Source organism: Bradyrhizobium sp. 22 (genome assembly GCF_000482425.1).
GTDB lineage: Bacteria > Pseudomonadota > Alphaproteobacteria > Rhizobiales > Xanthobacteraceae > Bradyrhizobium > Bradyrhizobium japonicum_B.
Genome location: NZ_KI519399.1, coordinates 3,264,434 through 3,285,691, shown reverse-complemented (window position 1 = coordinate 3,285,691; position 21,258 = coordinate 3,264,434). Strand labels below are relative to the sequence as shown.

Annotated in this window: 16 protein-coding genes; 8 read left to right on the top strand and 8 right to left on the bottom strand. The window is 66.7% G+C overall.

Annotated features, from left to right (window positions below; genetic code table 11):
- Positions 1-67 precede the first annotated feature (67 nt).
- The 3 genes from hemB to K410_RS0116830 all read left to right on the top strand — a co-directional run bounded on the left by hemB (position 68) and on the right by K410_RS0116830 (position 2,940).
- Positions 68-1,129, top strand: coding sequence for a porphobilinogen synthase (hemB, locus tag K410_RS0116840; RefSeq protein WP_028135985.1), 1,062 nt, complete (start codon positions 68-70; stop codon positions 1,127-1,129).
- Between the two features lie 371 nt (positions 1,130-1,500).
- The gene (locus K410_RS0116835; RefSeq protein WP_028135984.1) at positions 1,501-2,043 is read left to right on the top strand and encodes an RDD family protein; all 543 of its coding nucleotides are present in this window, start codon (positions 1,501-1,503) and stop codon (positions 2,041-2,043) included.
- A 120-nt stretch (positions 2,044-2,163) separates the two neighbouring features.
- Positions 2,164-2,940 carry an arginyltransferase gene (locus tag K410_RS0116830; RefSeq protein ID WP_028135983.1) on the top strand — a complete coding sequence of 259 codons (777 nt, stop codon included), beginning with the start codon at positions 2,164-2,166 and terminating at the stop codon, positions 2,938-2,940.
- 68 nt (positions 2,941-3,008) lie between these two features.
- Here K410_RS0116830 and K410_RS36870 read toward each other — a convergent pair whose 3' ends face one another.
- From K410_RS36870 to K410_RS0116805, 5 genes are all read right to left on the bottom strand, one after another.
- Complete coding sequence (locus K410_RS36870; protein WP_049820065.1) at positions 3,009-4,409, bottom strand: Dyp-type peroxidase; 1,401 nt, start codon at positions 4,407-4,409, stop codon at positions 3,009-3,011.
- Entirely contained in the window at positions 4,406-6,217 is a 1,812-nt protein-coding gene (locus K410_RS0116820; RefSeq protein ID WP_028135982.1) for a hypothetical protein, read from the bottom strand. Before K410_RS0116820 ends, K410_RS36870 begins: the two co-directional genes overlap by 4 nt.
- A 19-nt stretch (positions 6,218-6,236) precedes the next feature.
- A complete protein-coding gene (locus tag K410_RS0116815; RefSeq protein WP_028135981.1) occupies positions 6,237-7,520 on the bottom strand; it encodes a cytochrome P450 family protein in 1,284 nt (427 codons plus the stop codon).
- Positions 7,517-10,537, bottom strand: coding sequence for an ATP-binding protein (locus K410_RS0116810; protein WP_245269391.1), 3,021 nt, complete (start codon positions 10,535-10,537; stop codon positions 7,517-7,519). The genes K410_RS0116815 and K410_RS0116810 overlap by 4 nt, the downstream gene beginning before the upstream one ends.
- A gap of 676 nt (positions 10,538-11,213) precedes the next feature.
- Complete coding sequence (locus tag K410_RS0116805; RefSeq protein WP_028135979.1) at positions 11,214-12,566, bottom strand: Nramp family divalent metal transporter; 1,353 nt, start codon at positions 12,564-12,566, stop codon at positions 11,214-11,216.
- 168 nt (positions 12,567-12,734) lie between these two features.
- Here K410_RS0116805 and K410_RS0116800 point away from each other — a divergent pair, with 168 nt between their 5' ends.
- Positions 12,735-13,979, top strand: a complete 1,245-nt coding sequence (locus K410_RS0116800; protein ID WP_028135978.1) for an MFS transporter — start codon at positions 12,735-12,737, stop codon at positions 13,977-13,979.
- A 110-nt stretch (positions 13,980-14,089) separates the two neighbouring features.
- Here the strand turns inward: K410_RS0116800 and K410_RS0116795 are convergent, their stop codons facing one another.
- Positions 14,090-15,349: an adenylate/guanylate cyclase domain-containing protein gene (locus K410_RS0116795; protein WP_028135977.1), complete on the bottom strand. Its 1,260-nt coding sequence runs from the start codon at positions 15,347-15,349 to the stop codon at positions 14,090-14,092.
- A 169-nt stretch (positions 15,350-15,518) separates the two neighbouring features.
- Between K410_RS0116795 and K410_RS0116790 the strand changes: the two genes are divergently transcribed.
- Positions 15,519-16,676: an MFS transporter gene (locus K410_RS0116790; RefSeq protein WP_028135976.1), complete on the top strand. Its 1,158-nt coding sequence runs from the start codon at positions 15,519-15,521 to the stop codon at positions 16,674-16,676.
- A 31-nt stretch (positions 16,677-16,707) separates the two neighbouring features.
- Entirely contained in the window at positions 16,708-16,899 is a 192-nt protein-coding gene (locus tag K410_RS0116785) for a hypothetical protein (RefSeq protein ID WP_028135975.1), read from the top strand.
- On the opposite strand, the gene K410_RS0116780 is transcribed toward K410_RS0116785, so the two are convergent.
- Entirely contained in the window at positions 16,896-17,774 is an 879-nt protein-coding gene (locus tag K410_RS0116780) for a DMT family transporter (RefSeq protein WP_028135974.1), read from the bottom strand. The two genes, K410_RS0116785 and K410_RS0116780, sit on opposite strands and share 4 nt — an antisense overlap.
- 99 nt (positions 17,775-17,873) lie before the next feature.
- Complete coding sequence (gene dmeF, locus K410_RS0116775; RefSeq protein WP_028135973.1) at positions 17,874-18,836, bottom strand: CDF family Co(II)/Ni(II) efflux transporter DmeF; 963 nt, start codon at positions 18,834-18,836, stop codon at positions 17,874-17,876.
- 196 nt (positions 18,837-19,032) lie between these two features.
- Between dmeF and K410_RS0116770 the strand changes: the two genes are divergently transcribed.
- Positions 19,033-19,851, top strand: coding sequence for a chromate resistance protein ChrB domain-containing protein (locus tag K410_RS0116770; RefSeq protein ID WP_028135972.1), 819 nt, complete (start codon positions 19,033-19,035; stop codon positions 19,849-19,851).
- Entirely contained in the window at positions 19,851-21,236 is a 1,386-nt protein-coding gene (gene chrA, locus K410_RS0116765; RefSeq protein ID WP_028135971.1) for a chromate efflux transporter, read from the top strand. The genes K410_RS0116770 and chrA overlap by 1 nt, the downstream gene beginning before the upstream one ends.
- Positions 21,237-21,258: the final 22 nt, after the last annotated feature.

The following is a 21,258-nucleotide window of genomic DNA, read 5'->3' as shown; positions in this document are numbered from 1 at the left end:
AGGTCAAGCCGCGGTGACGGGAACCGTGCGAGCTGGTATAAGAATAATTCCAGCCGGAGGAAGAGTGATGGCGATCAAATACGGACGTCCGATCGAATTGCGCGAGGTCTCGCGCCGCGAGGGCACCGCGGTGCCCCATGCCCTCGATCTGACCGTCCGGCCGCGCCGCAACCGCAAGGCCGAATGGGCCCGGCGCATGGTGCGGGAGAACGTGCTCACCACCGACGATCTGATCTGGCCGCTGTTCCTGATCGACGGCACCAACAAGCGCGAGCAGGTCGCCTCGATGCCCGGCGTCGAGCGGCTCAGCGTCGACCAGGCGGTGCGCGAGGCTGAGCGCGCTATGAAGCTCACCATCCCCTGCCTCGCGCTGTTTCCCTATACCGAGCCGTCCTTGCGCGACGAGGAAGGCTCCGAAGCGACCAATCCGAACAACCTGGTCTGCCAGGCCGTGCGCGCGATCAAGAAGGAGTTTCCGGAGATCGGCATTCTCTGCGACGTCGCGCTTGATCCGTTCACCAGCCACGGCCATGACGGCCTGATTGCCGACGGCAAGATCCTGAACGACGAGACGGTCGCCGTGCTGGTGCGTCAGGCCCTGGTGCAGGCCGAGGCCGGCTGCGACATCATCGCGCCCTCGGACATGATGGACGGCCGCGTCGCCGCGATCCGCGAGGGGCTGGATCGCGCCGGACTGCTCGACGTGCAGATCATGGCCTATGCGGCCAAATACGCCTCGGCCTTCTACGGCCCGTTCCGCGACGCCATCGGCTCGGCCAAGACGCTCACCGGCGACAAGCGCACCTATCAGATGGACAGCGCCAACAGCGACGAGGCACTGCGCGAGGTCGAGCTCGACATCGCCGAGGGCGCCGACATGGTGATGGTGAAGCCCGGCATGCCCTATCTCGACGTGGTCCGCCGCGTGAAGGACACGTTCGCGATGCCGACCTTCGCCTACCAGGTCTCGGGCGAGTACGCGATGATCGCGGCCGCCGCGAACAATGGCTGGCTCGACGGCGAGCGCGCGATGATGGAGAGCCTGCTCGCCTTCAAGCGCGCCGGCGCCGACGGCGTGCTGAGCTACTTCGCGCCGAAGGCCGCGGAGAAGCTGCGCGCGCAAGGGTGAGGTGCTCCCGTGCCCCGGACGCAACGCAGCACGGCGCACTTGCGACGTGATGCGTCGCAGAGCCGGGGCCCACCTTGCTGCGATCTCGCTTGTGCCTCTGGGTCCCGGCTCTGCGCGCCGCTTCGCGGCGCTTGTCCGGGACACGAGAGGAGGTTATGCGCACGATGGGTGGAGCGCAGCGGAACCATCAATGCAAGCGCGACGATGACGAGTACGACTGCACTCTGTCGATGCTGCCGCGCCTCCTCCCCGCCCCCGAATCGCCGGAATATTTCGGCTTGTTAATGTCCGCGCCCTTGGCAGGGGAAGAGCCTATTCCCATGTCCTGCCTCGAGGGTTTTCCCTCTGTTTCCCCCTTGGGAGGACGGATCATGTCGTACGACTCGGGCAATTCAGGCGCCTGGCGCAATGACGGCGGGGTGCAGCCGCACGCCTACGATCCCTATCTGCACCCGGAGCTGTTCCGGGGCGTTGCGACGCGGCGGGTATTCGCCTTCCTGATCGACATGGTCGTGATCTCCGTGCCGGTGATCCTCGGCTACATCTTCATCGCCTTGTTCGGCGTGGTTACGCTCGGCATCGGCTGGGCGCTGTTCTGGCTGGCCTGGCCTGCCTCTGTCGTCTGGGCCATCGTCTATTACGGCGCCTGCATCGGCGGTCCTTCGTCGGCGACCATCGGCATGCGCCTGATGGATCTGGAGCTGCGTACCTGGTACGGCGCGCCCGGCTATTTCGTGCTCGGCGCCACCCATGCCGTGCTGTTCTGGGTGACGGTCTCGTTCCTGACGCCTTTCGTCGTGCTTGTCGGCCTGTTCAACGGCCGCCGGCGGCTGCTGCACGATTTCGTGCTGGGAACGGTCGTGATCAACAATTCCGTCCGTGCACCGGTGCCGCAGGGCGCCAGAAGCTGGTGATCAAGGACCTATCAACCAGGAACGACTAAAGCTGTCCGATCCGACCCGCCGAGCAGACCGATTGACCAGGGGCTTCCGTAGCGCGATGCTGACATTCACTTCGGAGGCCCACGACGTCCCTTGACCCAGCACTCGCGCGACACCCCCCAATTCTACCTTACGGCGCCCTCCCCCTGCCCGTATTTGCCGGGCCGGCATGAGCGCAAGGTGTTCACGCATCTGGTTGGGGACCGGGCCGGCGACCTCAATGACCTCCTGACCCATGGTGGCTTCCGCCGCAGCCAGTCGATCGCCTACCGGCCGGCCTGCGACCAGTGCCGCGCCTGCGTCTCGGTCCGGGTCATCGCCAACGAGTTCCGGCCCTCGCGCAACTTCCGCAAGGTGATGGCGCGCAACGCCGACATCATCGGTGAGCAGCGCAGCGCGGTGCCGACCTCCGAGCAATATTCCGTGTTCCGGGCCTATCTCGACGCCCGCCACCGCCACGGCGGCATGGCCGACATGACCGTGCTCGACTACGCCATGATGGTCGAGGACAGCCATGTCGAGACCCGCATCATCGAATACCGCAAGCGCGGCCCCGACAGCGGTGTCACCGGCCGCGGCGAAGAGCTGATCGCCGTCGCCCTCACCGACGTGCTCAGCGACGGCCTGTCGATGGTCTATTCGTTCTTCGAGCCGAGCCAGGTCAGCCGCTCGATGGGTACCTTCATGATCCTCGACCACATCGCCCGCGCCCGCCGGCAGGGGCTGCCTTACGTCTATCTCGGCTATTGGATCGAGGGCTCCAAGAAGATGGACTACAAGGCCCGCTTCCTGCCGCAACAGCGCCTCGCGCCCTCCGGCTGGCTGCGCATCGACGCGCAGGGCGATGCCGCGTCCGAGCCGCAGGATTGAGACGCGGTCCGGAAGAGCGCGAAGCGTCTTCCGCAAAGCTCACCCGTAGGCAACAATCTCGAGCGCGCTCAAGCGCGTGCGATGAAGTTCAGCGCTGCGATCCCCGGCAGGAAGAAGTAGCCGCCGCCGAGCGTCTGCGTGAATTGCCTCAGCGAAACTTCGCCGCCACTCGGCTGGCCGGGAATGGTGAAAGTCTTCGGGCACGGCTGCGATCCCACGATCGGGTCGTCCTGGCTCTCGAGCGATCCAAATCTGCGGTTCTGCAGCCAGCGCTGGTGGATGAACTCGAACTGCCGCTCCAGATCCGCGTTGCAGGCGATGAAGAAAATGCCTTGGTGGCCCGACGTCTCGCGATAGGGCCGTCCACGCCGCAGCAACCGGTGCAGCTTGGATGACTTGATGCTCGATTGCACGTCGGTGCCGAGCGAGTCCCGGGGATGGGAGCGGCGTACATGGGCGCCCTTGGGACACATGAAACCGTTGGCGTCCTCCACGCGATAGCGGAATGCATCGGCCGCCGAATCCGACACGGGCACGTTCGGATCGCCTTTCCATGACAACGGCAGCCCGTTCTTCCGGCGTCCCATCAGCTTCTCGCCGGCCGAGACGCCGTTCGCCGCCGCGAAGTCCGCATTCGCGGCCTCAAACGCCTCGAAGGCGGCCACATCCTGCGCGAACTGACGTACGGCAAGATAGCTTCCGTTCAGGGTGAACCGCCCGCTGGCACTGCTCCATCCCTCCACGTTCGGGCAAAAGGTCAGCTCGTCGTATTCGTTGCGATAGCCCAGGATGAATTCGCCCGGCTCCACGACCCGGTCGTCATAGAGATCGCGAGCTCCCTCTCGCGCCTGCTTGAAGCTCTCGCCATCCTGGTCCCTGAGGCCCCGGATCACCGGCTGGGCGAGCCCATCGCGAAACCCGAACGGCTCACGCAGCTTGCCATCCGCGCCGAAGAAGTCGGAATCCTCCCCGACCTCGATAACGGAGAAGGCGCTCGGATCAATCGCGGGCAGCCGCGAAGCCACGCCGCGCATCTTCCATTCCGCCAGCAGGATGTGCACCACCTCGCCGCCGCCGGGGCCTTCGCGATCGGTCCAGGTCCAATGCCGGTCTTCGTCCCGCAACAGCTTGGCGCGCAATTCGCTGCCCATGCCGCTGCGGAACGGCGTCGGAAACGGATGCTCGCTGGTTTCCCGGCAACCGAGCTTCGCCAGCCCCGAATAGGTGAAGCCGATCGCGACGACGGCATCGAGAGGCGCCTTCTGCTGTTTCTGCTGCTTCGGCTTGCCGACCCGTTCTGCGCTGGCGACCAGGCCGGTGCCGAGCAGTTGCGCCAGCCATGTCTTGGCGAGCCTCTCGTCGCGGATCGTCAGCAGCCTGAAACGGCTGGTGGTGAGCGAGCCGAAGCCGCTCTTCAACATGGCCTGGATGTCGTGGCTTTGTTCGGAGAGACGTGGAGCGTGCCTCATGTCTCGATGGCCCTCATGATCAGATCGTCGTTCTTGCCGTTACGCTCGCCGAACAAGGCGTCGCGCAGCGCCGTGGCGAGATTGATCTGGTCGACTGTCCGGTTGCAGGCGTCGAAATGGTAGAGATGCGGCAGCATGCTGTCGCGCGCATAGGACTTGAATCTCAGCTCGCACTTCACGCCGCGAAACACCACGAAGCGCGTCGGCGGAAAGCTGCGCGGCTGCGCGATGCCGGGCTGTCCGGGCAGCGCCGGAGCACGTGGACGCAGCTCGGTCCAGCGCCAGGCCAGCGTGGTGCCGGCGGCCGCACCGTTGATGAAGTCGTCGAGATAGCCGCCGAAATTGCCGTCATAGTTCGAGCAGAACAGAAAGCGCCGACCGTTGTCGATGATGTGCCAATGCCCGAAATGGATGCCCGGCGCGTTGCCGAGCCAGCCTTGCGTGAAGAACACGCGTCCGGCAAACGTCACGATGCGCAGCGCCAGTCGGATGCACCAGGCGCTCCACCATCGCGGACCGCGCAGCTCCGTGAGGCTGAACATGTGCTGGGTACCATCGACCAGATCGGCCTCGCATCGCTCGATCGAGGGATGGATCTGCTGGGCGCGCGGAACGTCGTCCTCGAGCGGATGAAAGAACTGTTCACTCAGCTTCTTGAAGCGGCCGTTGAGCCAGTGAAACAGCGCACCGATGCAAAGCACCGCGGCAATCGCGACGACGGCGATGCCGATGATCTGCAATCCGGTCAGCTTTGGCAGCTTCGGCTCGACGACATGAGCCATGTAATCCGGTGCCACCGCATAGGCCAGCGGCGCGAACGTGTAGGCAAGGGCGCACGCGGCGACGGCCAGCAGCAGCGGCACGCCGATCAGCCAGCCCCCCACATAGGTGGCCAGCGAGGAGAGCGTCTGGGTCGGCCGATCGAGCTCCTGCTGGACGCTGTTCAGCCAGCGCCGCCAGGACACGAATTGAGCGGGCAGCGGCACCAGGAACAGCCAGACGAGGAATGCGATCACGGCGAACGCCAGCAGCCCGTGCCAGGTCATCGTCAGCAGGCATTCGCTCGTCCTGGTGACGGCGTCTTCGATGGCCCGCCCCACCTGCCCCGGCTCGCCGAAGAACCAGTTGTAGGCCCGCGGAAGCGCCCAGACGATCCCGAGCACGACGAACCACAGCACGATCGCCGCCACGGGATAAGCGAGCTTCGCACCGATGCTCGCCCCCTTCCCGCGCCAATAGGATCGCGGCGCAGGCTTGACCGCCCACTCGAAACGGGGATTGGCGTACGCCCACCGCGCCAGCGCCAGGGCGAATGCGGTGCGGTCGTTGCCGTATTTCGGCTTCAGCTTTCGCGCTTCGATGCGCGTCTGATCCAGCAGGTCGCTTTCCATCTTGATCTGCCGGACCGAGCGGTCGCGCGCGCCGACGAAGCCGCCGGTGGCGATGCTGTGCCAGCTCATCAGCTGGTTCAGCAATTGCTCCTTGTCCTTGGCTGTGGGCGCGGCGACATGGGGAGCGACCATGGCGCCGAACAACGTCCACATCGCGCCGTCGGGATGGTAGACGAGGCGGTACAGCAGGTCGTAGGGACGCAACCCCTCCTCCACCGCAAGCTCGAGCACGAGCGACGGCTGCTGGTTCGGGGCGCCGCCTAAGGCCGGGAGCAGCCCGATCGAGGCGAAGTGCACCACCGCGACGTCTTCCAGCAGCGCATCCAATGCATCGTGAAGTTGCTTTGGGATTTCCGCTCCGCCGCTCCAGCCTGGCGCAACGATGCAGATCATCTGCTGCCGGACGATCTCGAGCATGGCCCCGTCCTCCGCTCACTCAGGTGGTACGCATGCGCATGCGCAGCATCAGCGGCCCGTCATAGGCGATGGCCTTACCTTCGCCGCGCGCCAGTTGCAGCCGCGGCAGAGTGAGCAGGCCGATCAGCGCGCTGGTCAGGATCTCCACCGCGTGATCCCGCGCGGGACATTGGCGATAGCCATATCCGAACATGAGATACCGCAAGGCATCGTGCTTGCCCCAATCGCGATTCGGGCAGAAGCGGCCGCTCTGGGGAACGGCGCTGGGATCGAACAGCGCGGCGATCGACAGCAGCGAGACCTTGCCGCCGCCCGGGCATCCGGCGTTGTACCGCGCTCCGGTCTTCATTTCGGTGTCGCGCGGCACGTCGCGCGCCAGCAGCGGAAAGATCGGCCGAAAGCGCATCAGCTCGAGCACATGGTTGCGCACGATCGTGCGGAACTCGGGATCGGTCCAGACGCCGGGCTCGCCGAGCTTGCCGGCCTTCGATCGCAGCTCCTCGTAGACCTTCGTTCGTCCCAGCAGCTCCTGGACAGCGAGGGCTCCAGACTGAACGGTGACTGGATGCGAGATCCAGGCAAGGCCGACCGCGTTCCGTTCAATGTCCTCGGAGGCGCTCTTGACGCCCCAGGCGGCGCCGATCGGGCCGCTCACGCGATCGATCCGCGCCTGCAGCGCATCCCCGCAGGCTTCCGCCCGTCGCCGAAGATCGAGCGTCGCCAGGCTGCCAGCCAGCAGCTGCCCCGCGACATAGCGGATCTCCAGCATGTACTGCCGTTGCAGGCCTTCGTCGACATCGCCTCGTGCGGCGTCGGTCGCCGACCCCGCCACCACCGCACCCGTGGCCGCGCCGAACAGCGGCCGCATGGCGTGGAAGACGACCCACATCAGGTAGTCTTCGATCAGATCGAATTCGCCCCCGCGCCCGTTCAGGGCCTTGATCCGTCGCTGCGCCTCGGCATCGGAATCGGCGGGAACGTCCAGCGCCGCCAGCCGCGCTTGGACCAGATCCCGATCGGCCGAATAAGTCGGGCCGGGATCCATCCCGATGAGATAGTCGCCGGACACCATGTTGGCGGCATGCGCTGTGTTGGAGAAGCTGCGCGTACGCGTCAGCACGTCCCGGACGGCACTGGCGCGCGCCGCAAGGCCAAGCCGGCCCCCAACCGACGGCCAGAGTCGCAGCAGCGCGCCGAATGCACGCAAGACCGTCGTGTGCCGGTTGAGCCAGCAGAACAGGCCATAGGAGAGACGGCGCGCTCCCGGCGGCAACGCGTCGGGTTCATAGGTCGAGAGTCTCATGCTGCATACCCGTCCTTCCGCCAATCTGCGAGGACCGCGGCGGCCTGTCTTTCATAGTGGGGCATGCCCAGACGGTCCGCCGCCTCGGCGGCTCGCTTGAAATTGGCTTCGGCGCCGGCCAGATCGCCCGCGTGTCGCAAGGTTTCCGCCAGCTCGTACAGCGCTTCGGTCTGGTGACCGTATTCCTCGGCGGTCTCCTCGACGGCCTTCCGACCGACCGCGATCGCATCGTCGAACCGCCCGAGCTTGCGATAGGCGACGCCCAGGCTCACGCGCATGAACGTCCTGCCGTAGGGTCCGGCCGCCTCGTAGATGCGATCGGCGAACCCGTTCTCCAGCATCGTCGCCGCCTCGGCGGCCTTGCCGTTGCGCGCAAGCGCGCTGCCGAGAACGCCCGTGCAAACCGAAAGCATGGTCGGGACGTTGTGCGCCATGCATTGCTGCACGCCGGCCCGCATCAACGTCTCGGCTGGATCGAGCTCCCCGCCCTCGATCCATATCTGCGACTGAACGGTGTCGATCAGCAGCCGCGAATAGGGATGGTTGATGTTCGACAGGATCTCGTAGGCCTTGGCACAGAACGTGTGGGCGGTTGCACTGTCGCCCAGTCGCCAGAGCGTGCTGGCATGGAACGCATAGAGATTGACGATGGGAATGGCGGCCCATCCGGATTGGACGACATGCGCCGACAGTTCTGGTCCGTAGTCGGAGAGCAGAACATGGCCTTCCACGGCGGCCTCTGCATATCGCCCGAGAGCGTGGAGGTGCATCAGGCGGGTCTGATGCGCCGCCATCATCATGTGGCGGCGCTGCGCCAGGCGGGCCGCCTCCAGACCCTGTGAGGCATACCGCAGGCCCTGCTCGAAGCGTCCGCGCATCCACAGGAACACCGCCGTCTCGGTCGACACCGCCGCTCGTGCGCGCTGATCGTTCAGCTGCACCGCGATGGCTTCCGCACGCTCCATGTTGCGGAAGATGTCGTCGATCTGGCCGAGAGCCAGCATCGCCCCGATCGCTTCCAGCCGAAGCGCGAGCTCCAGGGTCTGCGCGATCGAGGCGTCATCGACACGGCGGGCTGCATGAAGTCCCTTCTCGAACGATTGAAGGGCCTCCTGATTGGCCGAGCGCGAGATGGCACGGGCCATCGACTTGACGGTGAATCTCGCCGCCTGCTCCCATTCCTCCCCTTTGAAGGCATGATGCGCCAGCGCCGGCGCGACATCGGCTTCAGCGGCCCATGGCCGCGCATGCAGCGCCAGGAAGGCCTGCCGGTGCAGCGCCTTCAGCCGCGCGCGCGTGAGAGCGGCGAGCACGACGTCGCGCACCAATGCGTGGCGAAACGCGAACGCGTGCTGCTCGAGCGAATCGCGTGCCTGATCCGGCCCCGCCAGCAACCCGGACGCAACGCACAGACCCAGCAATTCTTCGGCTCGCCCCGGGTCCACGGCCTGCATCGCCGCGATCAGTTCGCGCGTGATGGGGTCGCCAAGGATCGCCGCGGCCTCGAGCGCGGATTTGGCGGCGTCGGGCAGCCTGTCGACGCGCGCACTGATCACCGCGGCGATGGAGCCCGGCACGCGCAACTCTCCGGGCGATCGCTGCAGACGGTATGCACCCGGCGTTCCCTCGAGCGATCCGTCGTCGATCAGCGTAATGACCAACTGCTCCAGGAAGAAGGGATTGCCGTCGGCGCGCGCGACCAATTCGTTCATGATGCCGAGCACGGACAAATCATCTCCGAGCAGGGCGCGCGCGAGCCTGAGCATCTCGCCGTCGCGGAGAGGCTCGATCATCCGCTCTGCAAACCACGGCGCCTCGCGCCACTGATGGTCGAAATCGGGTCGATAGCTGACGCAGACCAGGATCGGCCATCCCTGGAGCTTTGGAAGCAGGGCCTCGAACAGCCGCCGGCTCTCGCGGTCGGCCAGGAAAACGTCCTCGAGCACGAGCACGAACGGGCCCGCCTGGGCGCGTCTGCGCACGAGCCACAGCAATGCCTCGCCGATGCGACGCCGCCGCTGGACCGGGTTCAACGCCAGCCAGGCCTGATCCGGCGCCGCAAGATCCAACAAGTCATTGATCGCCGCGAGATGTGCGGCGCCTTCCGGAGCCCATTCGGCGACCAGGGTGCGCCCGATGGACTGTGCATCCGTCATGCCTGTTTGCGGCAACCTGGCCAGGCTCGCGATCAGGTCCGCGGCGGTGCTGTAGGCGCGCGCGCTCGCATAACCTCTCGCCTGCGAAAGACAGACGTCGATGCCCTGACCTGCAAGCGCGGCGATCCAGTCGGCGATCAAGCGGGACTTGCCGATGCCGGCATCGCCGCACAGCCCGATCGTTCGCATCGCGCCGGTTCGAACGATGTCGAGATCCCCGGCCAGCATCCGCAAGGACTCCTCGCGGCCGACCAGGGGCGCCCAGCGCTGCTTGCGCGTCAGCGGCGCCGCCGCCGAGCTTTCGGTGGCGACCACGACCTCATGGAGTTCGACCGGATCGTCCAGCCCTCGGACCGAGCGCAGCCCGACCGGCCGCGTGTCGATCTGCTGCGCGACGAGGCGCTGCGTCGCGGCACTGATCAGAATGCCGCCGGGCGGCGCCATCTTTTCGAGCCGCGATGCAAGGTGAATCGTCTTGCCGTCCGCACCGTAGTGCGACCAGCCGTATTGTCCGACGACGCCGACCAGCACCTCGCCGGAATTGATGCCGATGCGCAGCGTCGGGCTGGCCACGCCCTGAACCGCGTGGCCGGGAATGGTTGCCCGCTGCATCTTGAGGGCGGCAAGGCACGCCCGCAGCGCGTGATCCTCCTGCGCCAACGGCGCGCCGAACAAGGCGACGAGCCCGTCGCCGAGCAACTGGCTCACCGTGCCGCCATAGGTCCCGACCGCCTCGGCCAGATGGTTGAGGGCCCTGCCGAGATAATTGCGGGATTCCTCGGGGTCGGAGTGCTGGAGCAGGGCTGTCGAGTCGCATACGTCGACGAAGAGAACGCTGACCTGCTTGTTCTCAGTCAGCATCTGTGACCGAACCGCGGTGTAATCGTGCAGCGGGACAACCCGCGGCTCGCGGTCAGGTGTGCTGGCGACCGGTGGAACGGAGGGCTGCTCCAAGGCACGATCGACGGCACGATCGAGGCGCGCGCCGCATTGAGAGCAGAAGCGATGCTCGCGAGAAACACGGGCCGAACATGCGGGACACTTGGTCACGGCTGTACTCACTCATCAATGACTTCAACGCAGCAATCAACGCATACTGGCCTGATCATCGTCCCTCACCGGACGTGAACCCGCGCAGTCAATAATCAATCCAACAAGCCATTGGCCTCGCCACTGGCTCCGCGCGCCGACATCGCGCACAACCCATAGACGTAACCGGAGAAGATGCGATCGGCGCACTTACTCCGGCGCGGGACCGCCGATTATCCCGCCGGGAAAGAAATCAATCCTGAAAAACGCAATGTCATAATAGGGCCCATGAGCAGTCTACGAGCAGTCTTCGGCCTATCAGCAATTGAAAGTAGTATAACCTCTTCGCACCAATTGAAAAGCCGTAGTTCGCGAGTTCGCGGCAAAAGCCGCCGCACGATGCGGAACTCGGAAAAGGGCTCAGCGCAATGCGCGCATAACGGATATGGCCGGACTCGCGCGGGAACCAGCTCGCCGCAGAGCCTCCGCACCAAAGCAGCGGGCCGTCTCATCCAAAGAACGTATCGAACAACAGCTTCAGGTTCAGGACCACGATCACGCCCGCGACGATCCAGGCGATCGCCGCGACCGATCTCGGTATCGTGAACTTGCCCATCTTGCGCCGGTCGGAAACGAAGCGGACCAGCGGAATGACGGCGAAGGGCAATTGCATCGACAGCACGACCTGGCTGAACACCAGCAGATCCGCCGTGCCGCGCTCGCCATAGATCGCGGTGACGACGATCACGGGGACGATGGCGATGCCGCGCGTGAGCAGGCGGCGCGCCCAGTTCGGCAGGCGCAGATCGAGAAAGCCTTCCATCACGATCTGGCCGGCGAGCGTCGCCGTCACCGTCGAGTTCAGGCCGGAGGCGAGCAGCGCCACCGCGAACAGCGTCGAGGCGATGCCGAGGCCCAGCAGCGGCGACAACAGCTCGAATGCCTGACCGATCTCGGCGACATCCGAATGGCCGCTCTTGTGGAAGGTCGCAGCGGCGACGACGAGGATTGCGGCGTTGATGAACAGCGCCAGCATCAGGGCAATGGTCGAATCCGTCGTCGCCCATTTGATCGCCTCGCGGCGGCCTTCGTCGTTGCGCTCATAGGCGCGCGTCTGCACGATCGAGGAGTGCAGATAAAGATTGTGCGGCATCACGGTCGCGCCGATGATGCCGATCGCGATGTAGAGCATTTCGGGGTTGGTGAAGATCTCGCTCTTCGGCATGAAGCCGCGCAGCACCTCGGCGACCGGCGGCGCCGCGGCCGCGATCTGGACCGCGAAGCAGACCGCGATCACCGCCAGCAGCGCGATGACGAAGGCTTCGAGGAAACGGAAGCCGCGGTTCATCAGCAGCAGCAGCAGGAAGGCATCGAGTGCGGCGAGCAGCGCGCCGCCGACCAGGGGAATGCCGAACAGGAGCTTCAGCGCGATCGCGGTGCCGATGACCTCGGCGAGATCGCAGGCGATGATCGCCGCCTCGCAGGCGATCCAGAGCAGGAAGTTCACCGCCGGCGAATAGGTGGCGCGGCAGGCCTGGGCGAGGTCGCGGTCGGTGACGATGCCGAGCCGGGCCGCCAGCGATTGCAGCAGGATCGCCATCAGGTTCGAGAGCAGGATGACCGAGAGCAGCGTGTAGCCGAACTTCGATCCGCCGGCGAGGTCGGTCGCCCAGTTGCCGGGGTCCATGTAGCCGACCGAGACGAGATAGCCCGGGCCGACGAAAGCGAGCAGCCGGCGCCACCAGCGGCCGGCGACCGGCAGGGCGATCGTGGCGTTGACCTCGGCGAGGCTCTTGGTGACCGGCGCATCACTGCGCCAGCCGGCGGTGTCGGGGGTCAAATCAGGCGATCGGGCATCCATTCGGCGAGAATACCGAAATCGAATCTTATTGCAACTCATTTGCAACTGCATCTAGTGGCATGGGCTCTCGGCCTGGCTGTCATCTGCCCTCCTTGTCGGGAAGCGGGTGGGTTTGGCCGCCCCCGGCGCCGAATACTGGCGCCAACCCGACTTTGCAGGACATGAGCCATGTCAAACCCGCCTCGCCTCCCCGACACCTTCAGCCGCCTCGCCTGGTCCAACCTTGCGGCGCAGTCGGCCGAACAAATCGCCTTGGCGGCCGCCCCCATCGTCGCGGTGCTCACGCTTGGGGTCGCGGAAGGCCAGACCGGCCTGTTGCAGACCGCGCTGACCCTGCCCTTCGTGCTGTTCGCCATTCCCGCCGGCCTGCTCGCCGACCGCATCTCGCGCCGCTCGCTGATGGCAGGAGCCGAGGCGCTGCGGGCCGTGGCGCTCGCGGCCATCGTGCTGCTGCTCGCGCTCGGCGCGCTCAATCTGCCGCTGCTGGCGCTACTCGGCTTCGCGGCGGTGTGCGGCACCGTGGTCTACAGCGTGGCCGCGCCGGCGCTGGTGCCCTCGCTGGTGAGCGCCGAGCTGTTGCCGGCGGCCAATGCGCGGATCGAGCTGGCGCGCACCGTCGCCTTCGCCAGCGGACCTGCGCTCGGCGGCGCATTGGTGGGCTGGTGGGGCGCGAGCCCGGCCTTCGGCTTCGCCGCGGCGCTGTCGGCGATCGCGGTGGTGCTGCTATCCGGCATCTTTGAACCCGCCCGCGCACCGGCGCCGCGCCGCCATCCGCTGCAGGACATCCGCGAAGGAGCGGCCTTCGTGTTTCACCATCCGCTACTGCGGCCGGTGTTCATCACCCAGTTCATCTTCAACACGGGCTGGTTCCTGCAGATCGCCGTGTTCGTGCCCTATGCCGTGCGCCATCTCGGCCTCACCGCCGCGGGCGTCGGCACGGTGCTGACAATGTACGGCGTCGGCATGGTGACCGGCGCGCTGCTCGCCACCCGCGTGATGCGGCGCATCGCCTTCGGCACCGTGGTCGGCCTCGGCCCGGTCACCGGCCTCGTTGCCGCGGTCGTGATGGCGCTGACGGTGCTGGTCCCCTCGCCCTGGCTCGCGGGTTTGAGCTTCTTCCTGCTCGGCGTCGGGCCGATCCTGTGGGTGATCTCGACCACGACGCTGCGCCAGTCGGTGACGCCGCCGCGCCTGCTCGGACGCGTCTCCGCCATCAACATCATGAGCTACGGCGCCCGCCCGCTCGGCTCAGTGCTGGGCGCGGTGGTCGGCGGGCTGTGGAGCGCGGAAGCGTGCCTCTATCTGGCAGCCGCCGTGTTCGGCGTGCAGGCCCTGGTGATCTGGCTTTCGCCGGCCGTGGCGCTCGATCGGCAGCCGGACATGGTGGGGGATGAAGTGGCGGCGCAATGCTAACCACGCCGTCATCGCGAGCGAAGCAATCCAGAATCTTTCCACGGAGACAGTCTGGATTGCTTCGTCGCAAGAGCTCCTCGCAATGACGGAGTATGTCGAAACAGCGAGGCCTAACCGGCCAGATAGCGCTCGTAGCTTCCCGTCACCGGCTCGCTTGCATCGACCTCGGGATCGAGGGTGTAGAGATCCTGCGCACGGCCGATGCCGCGCAGCGCATAGCGGCCGGTGGAGACGAGATAGCGGCGCCCGGCGGCATCGAGACCCTGGTAGAACTCCGATGACGCCAGCAGCTCGCGGTCGACCGAGCGGCTCATCGCGGCGATGCGGCTGACCTCGTTCACGGTCGGACCGACCACCGTGAAATCGAGCCGGTCCTCGCTGCCGATATTGCCGTAGAAGACCTGGCCGACATGCAGGCCGATATAGGCTGACGTGGTCGGACGCCCCTCCGCCGCGCGGCGGGCATTGAGCGCCACGATATTCTTGCGGAACAGGTGCTCGGCGCGCAGCGCCGCCCGCCGCGCATCCGCCATGTCCTCGCCCCAGAACATGGCGAGCACGCCGTCGCCGATCAGCTTGAGCACGTCGCCGCCGGCCTCGTGGATGGCGTCGATCACGGCCTGCGCATAGTCGTTGAGGAACGGGATGATCTCGTCGGGGCCGATGCTCTCGCTGATCCCGGTCGAGCCGCGCAGATCGGAGTACCAGAGCACGGCATTGATGCGCTCGGTGACGCCGCGCGAGATGCGCCCGCGCAGCACCTGCTCGGAGGCGTCGCGGCCGAGATAGACCCGGCCGAGCGTGCGCACGATGTCGACCTGTTGCGCCGACTTGATCGCGAGACCGAGCACCGGCACGAGATCGCGCAGCGCGGCAAGCTCGGCCTCGGTGAAGCCATCGTCGCGCCGCGTGGTCCAGGAGGAGTAGAGGCAGTCCATCTGCCCGAGCGCTCCGCTCTCGCCGAAGCGGTGCACGAAAGCCAGGAAATGCCGGTGGCCGCTTTCAGCGAGGTCGTCGATCTGCGAAAAATCCAGCGACGGCGCCTCGGCGAGATCGATCACCATCTCGTCTTCGCCGTGCTCGAGCAAATGGTAGAACACCGAGCGGCGCCAGTTCTTGGCCGCATCGCCCTCCGCCGTCGAGCCGTATTCGATGACGTCGCTCTCGTTGCTCGGCGTATCGCTCCAGCGGAACGCGCGGCCCTCGTAGATCGGATGCAGCGTGTCGATGATCACGAGGCCGCGCGACAGCTCGAGCCCTTCGTCGCAGCAGCGCTCGCAGAAGCCGCGCAGCAGTTCCTGTTCGGGCAGGCCCGTGAGCCCCTGGCTGGCGATCCAGTTTATCAAGGAAAGGCGTGAAGCTGTTTGCATGCGCTATTATGGCGTGCATTCGTGACGGACGAAAGGCGCAAAGCCGCGCACGCAAGGCTCCCCGTCCCGCGCAGGTCGAATATGCCGAGGCTGCGGTTGACGCCCTCGCCGCACGGGAGCAAATGCCGACGATGATGATCTTGTCGGCCAGAATCGGAAGCACGCGCCGATGAGCCAGCGGCAGCTTCCGATCATCCTGGCGCTGGGCACCACGCAGACCCTGGCCTGGGCCTCGAGCTATTACCTGCCGGCGCTGATCGCCGATCCCATGGCGCGCGACCTCGGCGTCTCCTCCAACTGGATCTTCGGCGCGTTCTCGGCCTCGCTGGTGATCTCGGCGATGCTCGGCCCGCGGATCGGGCGGCAGATCGACCTCGTCGGCGGCCGCCAGGTGCTGTCGGCCTCGAACCTGACCATTGCCGGCGGTCTCGTGCTGCTCGGGCTCTCGCACTCGGTCGCGGTGATGGCGATCGCCTGGCTCGTGCTCGGCATCGGCATGGCGATGGGGCTTTACGACGCCGCCTTCGCCGCGCTGGGGCGCATCTACGGCACCGAGGCGCGCAGACCCATCACCGGCATCACGCTGATGGCGGGCTTTGCGTCGACCGTCGGCTGGCCGCTCACCGCCTGGGGCCTTGCCCATATCGGCTGGCGCGAGACCTGCTTTGCTTGGGCTGCCGCCAACATCCTGATCGGCCTGCCGCTCAATTTCTTCATGCTGCCGGCGATCAAGGGCGCCAGCCGCGCGGCGGCCACGGCCACGAAGCCGCATTTGCCGCTCGACCGCACCATGCTCCTGCTCGCCTTCATCTTCGCGGCGGTCTGGACCGTCACCGGCGCCATGGCCGCGCATTTCCCCCGCATCCTGGAGGCGACAGGCGCAACGCCAGCCGAGGCGATCGCGGCCGGCGCCCTGATCGGCCCGGCGCAAGTCGGCGCACGCATGTTGGAGGCGGGCTTCCTCAGCCGCTTCCATCCGCTGTGGTCGACGCGGCTGGCCAGCCTCACCCATCCGATCGGCGCGGTGATCGTGGCGATCTTCGGCGGCGCCGCGGCGAGCGCCTTCGCGCTGTTCCACGGCTCGGGCAACGGCATCCTGACGATCGCGCGCGGCACGCTGCCGCTGTCGATCTTCGGCCCGAAGGATTTCGGCTATCGTCTCGGCATCATCGGCGCCCCGGCACGGATGGCGCAGGCCGTGGCGCCGCTCGCCTTCGGCCTGCTGATCGACCTCATGGGCGCCAAGGTGCTGATCGTCTCCTCTGCCCTCAGCCTCTCCGCGCTGGCGGCACTGTTCCTGATCCGCCCCGAGCGGCCACCGGATTGACGGCGCAGCCGCTTTCGCGCAGAAGCGAGCCATGAGCGACGATGCCGGCCCGCCCCGCACATTCAAAGGCCTCCTGCGCTGGGCGACCACGCCGCCGCAGGCCTGGGGCGTCTACCTCCTCGCCCTCCTTCTGGTCTGGCTGCTGTCGTTCTATGCCGGCACGCTGAAGCCGAAGAAGACGTCGGAGGCGAGCCCGCCGCCGGCGACCGCGCCGCGGAGCTAGGCCGCCTTTGCCTCGCTGGTCGCAATCCAGATACCGGCGAACACCGCGACCAGCCCGACCAGAAGATTTCCCGTGATCGGCTCGCCGATCAGCAGCGCCGCCAGCAGAGCCGCGGCGACCGGATTGACCGTCATCGTATTGGCGACCCGGGTCGGCGTCGCCCGCGCCAGCGCCATGACCCAGAGGATGAAGGCGAGAGCGCCGCCGCCAATGCCCAGATAGACGCCGGCAATCCACTGCGCCGCCGTGAAGTGCGAGAGCGCCGCAAAGCTGCCGTTCACCAGGCCCACAAGCACCAGCATCCCGGCGCCCGCGCCCATGCCGACGGTGAGAAAGCCGAGCGCGCTGGAGCGCTGCATCAGCGGACGCGATAGCACGTTGTAGAACGCCATGCAGAACACGGCGCCGGTCATGATCAACTCGCCGCGCCAGGCGCCGGGCGGGCTCTGCGCGAGGCCAGCGGCAAGGGCCGCCGCCACACCGAGCACGGCGGTGCCGACGCCCGTGATCTTGCGCGCGGACAGGCGCTCCACGCCAAGCAGCGCGCCGACCATCATGGTGTGGAGCGGCAACGTCGCCAGCGCGAGACTGGCGCGCGCGGCGGTCGTGTAGGAGACCGCGATGTTATAGAGGATGAAAAACAGGCCGAAGAAGCAGATGCCAAGCAGCATCACCACCGGCCAGTCGGGCCGTTGCGGCCACCGCACGCCGAGCAGAAGCGCGCAAGGCAACAAGCAGAGAAAGCCGATCCCCCAGCGCAGGATCGCGAGCAGGATGGGATCGGCGCCGTTGACGAGATAGCGCGTAATGGCAGCAGCGGTCCCGCCGAAGCTGCTCGACGCCAACGCGATCGCAACTCCGGCCCACTCGCCCACCGCCATCTCCCGTCACGGAGTTCCTCCGGGGCGTTAGCACGTCACTGCTGCCAGCCTGGTGGCAGCAGCACAACGCGGCGGGTCCGTTCGCGCGGCCCGTCAATGCGGGCAGGTCTCGACCTCCACCGTGACGTGGCTGAGGCCCTTCAGCCCGGCGAGCCGCCGCTTGTAGACCGCCGGCTGCTGCGGCTTGTCCGACACCACCGAGAGCAGCACGGCGCAATGGCCGGGGCCGACCTGCCAGAGATGGAGGTCGGTGACGCGGTCGTCGCCGACCTCCATGCGCGCGCGGATCACCCGCTCCAGCTTCTCGTCGGCGCGCACGTCGAGCAGCACCGCCCCCGATGACTTGATCAGGCCGAACGCCCAGCTCGCGATCACCACGCTGCCGATCAGGCCTACGGCCGGATCGGCCCAGACCCATCCCGAAACCATGGCGACCGCGAGCGCGGCGATCGCGAGCACCGAGGTCGCGGCATCGGTCATGACATGGACATAGGCCGCACGCAGATTGTTGTCGTGATGATGGTGCTGATGATCATGATGGTCGTGGTCGTCATGCGCATGACCGTGGTCGTGGGCATGACCGTGATGGTGATGATCGTGGCTGCCGCGCAGCAGCCAGGCGCTGGCGAGGTTGACGCCGAGGCCGAGGACGGCCACCGCCATCGCCTCGCCATAGACGATCGGCACCGGATTGATCAGCCGCAGCACGCTCTCATAGGCGATCTCGATCGCGATCAGGCCCAGGATGACCGCGCTGGCGAAGGCGGCGAGATCGCCGAACTTGCCGGTGCCGAAGGTGAAATGCGCATTGCCCAGATGCCGGCGCGCGAAGCGGTAGGCAAAGGCGGCGATGCCGAGCGCGGCCGCATGCGTGCCCATGTGCCAGCCGTCGGCCAGCAGAGCCATCGAGCCGAACAGCGAGCCGGCCACGATCTCGCCGACCATCATGACCAGCGTCAGCACGACCACGAACCAGGTGCGGCGCTCGTTGGCGTCGTGCTGCTCGCCCAGGAAGGCGTGGTCGTGGGTCCATTGGTCGATGGAATGGGAATGCATCGAAGTCTCCCGAAGATTCAGGTCGGTCCGCGCGGAATATAAACGGCGGGCACCAATTTTCTAAGCTCCAATCGTCCTGCGGATTGACAGTGCTTGTTAGTTTCGCTGTAATCCGAGCCATGGGGATTTGAGCGATCTCCCCACGAGGCGACAAGCCCAAGCATCGCGTCCCGTTGGTTTCTTGCGAGGACGCAACATGTCTAGCTTCACGACCATATCATCCGATAAACTGGCGCGCCTGATCGGCACGGCCAACGCTCCCGTTCTCATCGATGTCCGCACCGAGGAGGATTTTGCCGCCGACCGGCGGCTGATCCCCGGCTCCATCAAGCTCAGCCACGAGCATGTGACGGACTGGGGCGGCGACTTCACCGGCCGCCGAGCCGTCGTCGCATGCTTCCGCGGCGAGAAACTCGCCCAGGGCACCGCGGCCTGGCTGCGCCAGCTCGGCGTCGAGGCCGAGACGCTGGAAGGCGGCTTCGAGGGCTGGAAGGCAGCCAAGCTGCCGCTGGTCGACGCCCGCAAGCTGCCGCCACGCGATGCCAGGGGACGCACGGTCTGGGTGACGCGGGCGCGGCCGAAGGTCGACCGCATCGCCTGCCCCTGGCTGATCCGCCGCTTCGTCGATCCGGGCGCGGTCTTCCTCTATGTCGCTCCCTCCGAAGTGGTCGCGGTCGGCGAACGCTTCAATGCGGCGCCGTTCGACATCGAGAACGTGTTCTGGAGCCACCGCGGCGAGCTCTGCACCTTCGACGTCATGATCGAGGAGTTCGGCATCGCCACCCCGGCCCTGCTGCGGCTGGCGACGCTGGTGCGCGGGGCCGACACTGCGCGGCCCGACCTGGCCCCGGAGGCGCCCGGCCTGCTTGTGGCCTCGCTCGGCCTGTCGCGGATGTATGACGACGACCTCGAACAGCTCGAGGCCGGCATGACGCTGTACGATGCCTTCTACCGCTGGTGTCGCGATGCCACGGCCGAGACCCACAACTGGCCGACCAACAAGGTGAAGGCTTGATGGACACAAGGAATGTTCAAGCAGGAGCTGACGCCGGTCACGGCGTCAGCTTCAACGAAGCCTTTCGGGTCTGGCTTCGCGTCGCCTGTCTGAGCTTCGGCGGGCCCGCGGGCCAGATCGCGGTGATGCACCGCATCCTGGTCGAGGAGAAGAAGTGGATCTCCGAAGGCCGCTTCCTGCATGCGCTGAATTACTGCATGCTGCTGCCGGGCCCGGAGGCGCAGCAGCTCGCGACCTATGTCGGCTGGCTGATGCATCGCACCAAGGGCGGGCTGATGGCGGGCGGGCTGTTCATCCTGCCCGGCATCATCGCCATCATGGGCCTCAGCTACGTCTACGCGGCTTTCGGCAATGTCAGCTTCGTCGAGGCGCTGTTCTTCGGGCTGAAGGCCGCCGTGCTCGCCATCGTGATCGAGGCCGTGGTTCGGGTCGGCAAGCGCGCGCTGAAGAACCGCATCATGATCGCGATTGCGGCCGCGGCCTTCGTCGCGATCTTCTTCTTCGCGGCGCCCTTCCCGATCATCATCATCGCCGCCGGCCTGATTGGCTATGCCGGCGCGCGCGGCGGCCGGCCGGAATTCGCACCAAGCGGTCACGGCCCTGGCGGCGGCAGCGCCGCAATCGACAGCATGCTCGGCGAGGCCGTGCCCGACCACGTCAAGCCCGACACCGCGCGCGCAATCCGCGTCGCCACGTTGTGGCTGGCGCTCTGGCTGGTGCCGGTCGTCGCGCTGCTCGTGCTGCTCGGGCACGACAACGTCTTCAGCCAGATCGCGCTGTTCTTCTCGAAGATGGCGCTGGTCACCTTCGGCGGCGCCTATGCCGTGCTGGCCTATGTCGCCCAGCAGGCGGTCGAGCATTATCACTGGCTAAAGCCGCACGAGATGCTGGACGGGCTCGGCATGGCCGAGACCACGCCGGGCCCGCTGATCATGGTGCTGCAGTTCGTCGGCTTCATGGCGGCCTATCGCGACCCGAGCGGACTGTCGCCGATGCTGGCGGCGACGCTCGGCGGCCTGCTCGCGACCTGGGTCACCTTCACGCCCTGCTTCCTCTGGATCTTCGTCGGCGCGCCCTACATCGAGCGCCTGCGCGGCAACATCGGCCTTGCCGGCGCGCTCAGCGCCATCACCGCGGCCGTGGTCGGCGTGATCCTCAACCTCTCGATCTGGTTCGCGCTGCACACGTTGTTTCGCGAGACGGTGCCGGTGCAGGCGTTTCCGCTGAACTTCGACAGGCCGGTGCTGACGAGCGTGGACATCCCCGCGCTGGTGCTGGCGATCGCCGCGGCGACGGCGATCTTCCGCTTCAAGCTGGGGATGCTGACGGTGCTGGCGGGAAGCTGCGCGGCCGGCGTGGCGCTGCGGCTGGCGGGTGTGATCTAGGAAGGAGATCGCCGCTACGTCA

Excerpts from the sequence above, each read along its gene's own strand:
- hemB (WP_028135985.1), top strand. The coding sequence starts at position 68 with ATGGCGATCAAATACGGACGTCCGATCGAATTGCGCGAGGTCTCGCGC.
- K410_RS0116835 (WP_028135984.1), top strand. The coding sequence starts at position 1,501 with ATGTCGTACGACTCGGGCAATTCAGGCGCCTGGCGCAATGACGGCGGG.
- K410_RS36870 (WP_049820065.1), bottom strand. The coding sequence starts at position 4,409 with ATGAGGCACGCTCCACGTCTCTCCGAACAAAGCCACGACATCCAGGCC.
- K410_RS0116820 (WP_028135982.1), bottom strand. The coding sequence starts at position 6,217 with ATGCTCGAGATCGTCCGGCAGCAGATGATCTGCATCGTTGCGCCAGGC.
- K410_RS0116815 (WP_028135981.1), bottom strand. The coding sequence starts at position 7,520 with ATGAGACTCTCGACCTATGAACCCGACGCGTTGCCGCCGGGAGCGCGC.
- K410_RS0116810 (WP_245269391.1), bottom strand. The coding sequence starts at position 10,537 with ATGCTGACTGAGAACAAGCAGGTCAGCGTTCTCTTCGTCGACGTATGC.
- K410_RS0116805 (WP_028135979.1), bottom strand. The coding sequence starts at position 12,566 with ATGGATGCCCGATCGCCTGATTTGACCCCCGACACCGCCGGCTGGCGC.
- K410_RS0116800 (WP_028135978.1), top strand. The coding sequence starts at position 12,735 with ATGTCAAACCCGCCTCGCCTCCCCGACACCTTCAGCCGCCTCGCCTGG.
- K410_RS0116795 (WP_028135977.1), bottom strand. The coding sequence starts at position 15,349 with ATGCAAACAGCTTCACGCCTTTCCTTGATAAACTGGATCGCCAGCCAG.
- K410_RS0116790 (WP_028135976.1), top strand. The coding sequence starts at position 15,519 with ATGAGCCAGCGGCAGCTTCCGATCATCCTGGCGCTGGGCACCACGCAG.
- K410_RS0116785 (WP_028135975.1), top strand. The coding sequence starts at position 16,708 with ATGAGCGACGATGCCGGCCCGCCCCGCACATTCAAAGGCCTCCTGCGC.
- dmeF (WP_028135973.1), bottom strand. The coding sequence starts at position 18,836 with ATGCATTCCCATTCCATCGACCAATGGACCCACGACCACGCCTTCCTG.
- K410_RS0116770 (WP_028135972.1), top strand. The coding sequence starts at position 19,033 with ATGTCTAGCTTCACGACCATATCATCCGATAAACTGGCGCGCCTGATC.
- chrA (WP_028135971.1), top strand. The coding sequence starts at position 19,851 with ATGGACACAAGGAATGTTCAAGCAGGAGCTGACGCCGGTCACGGCGTC.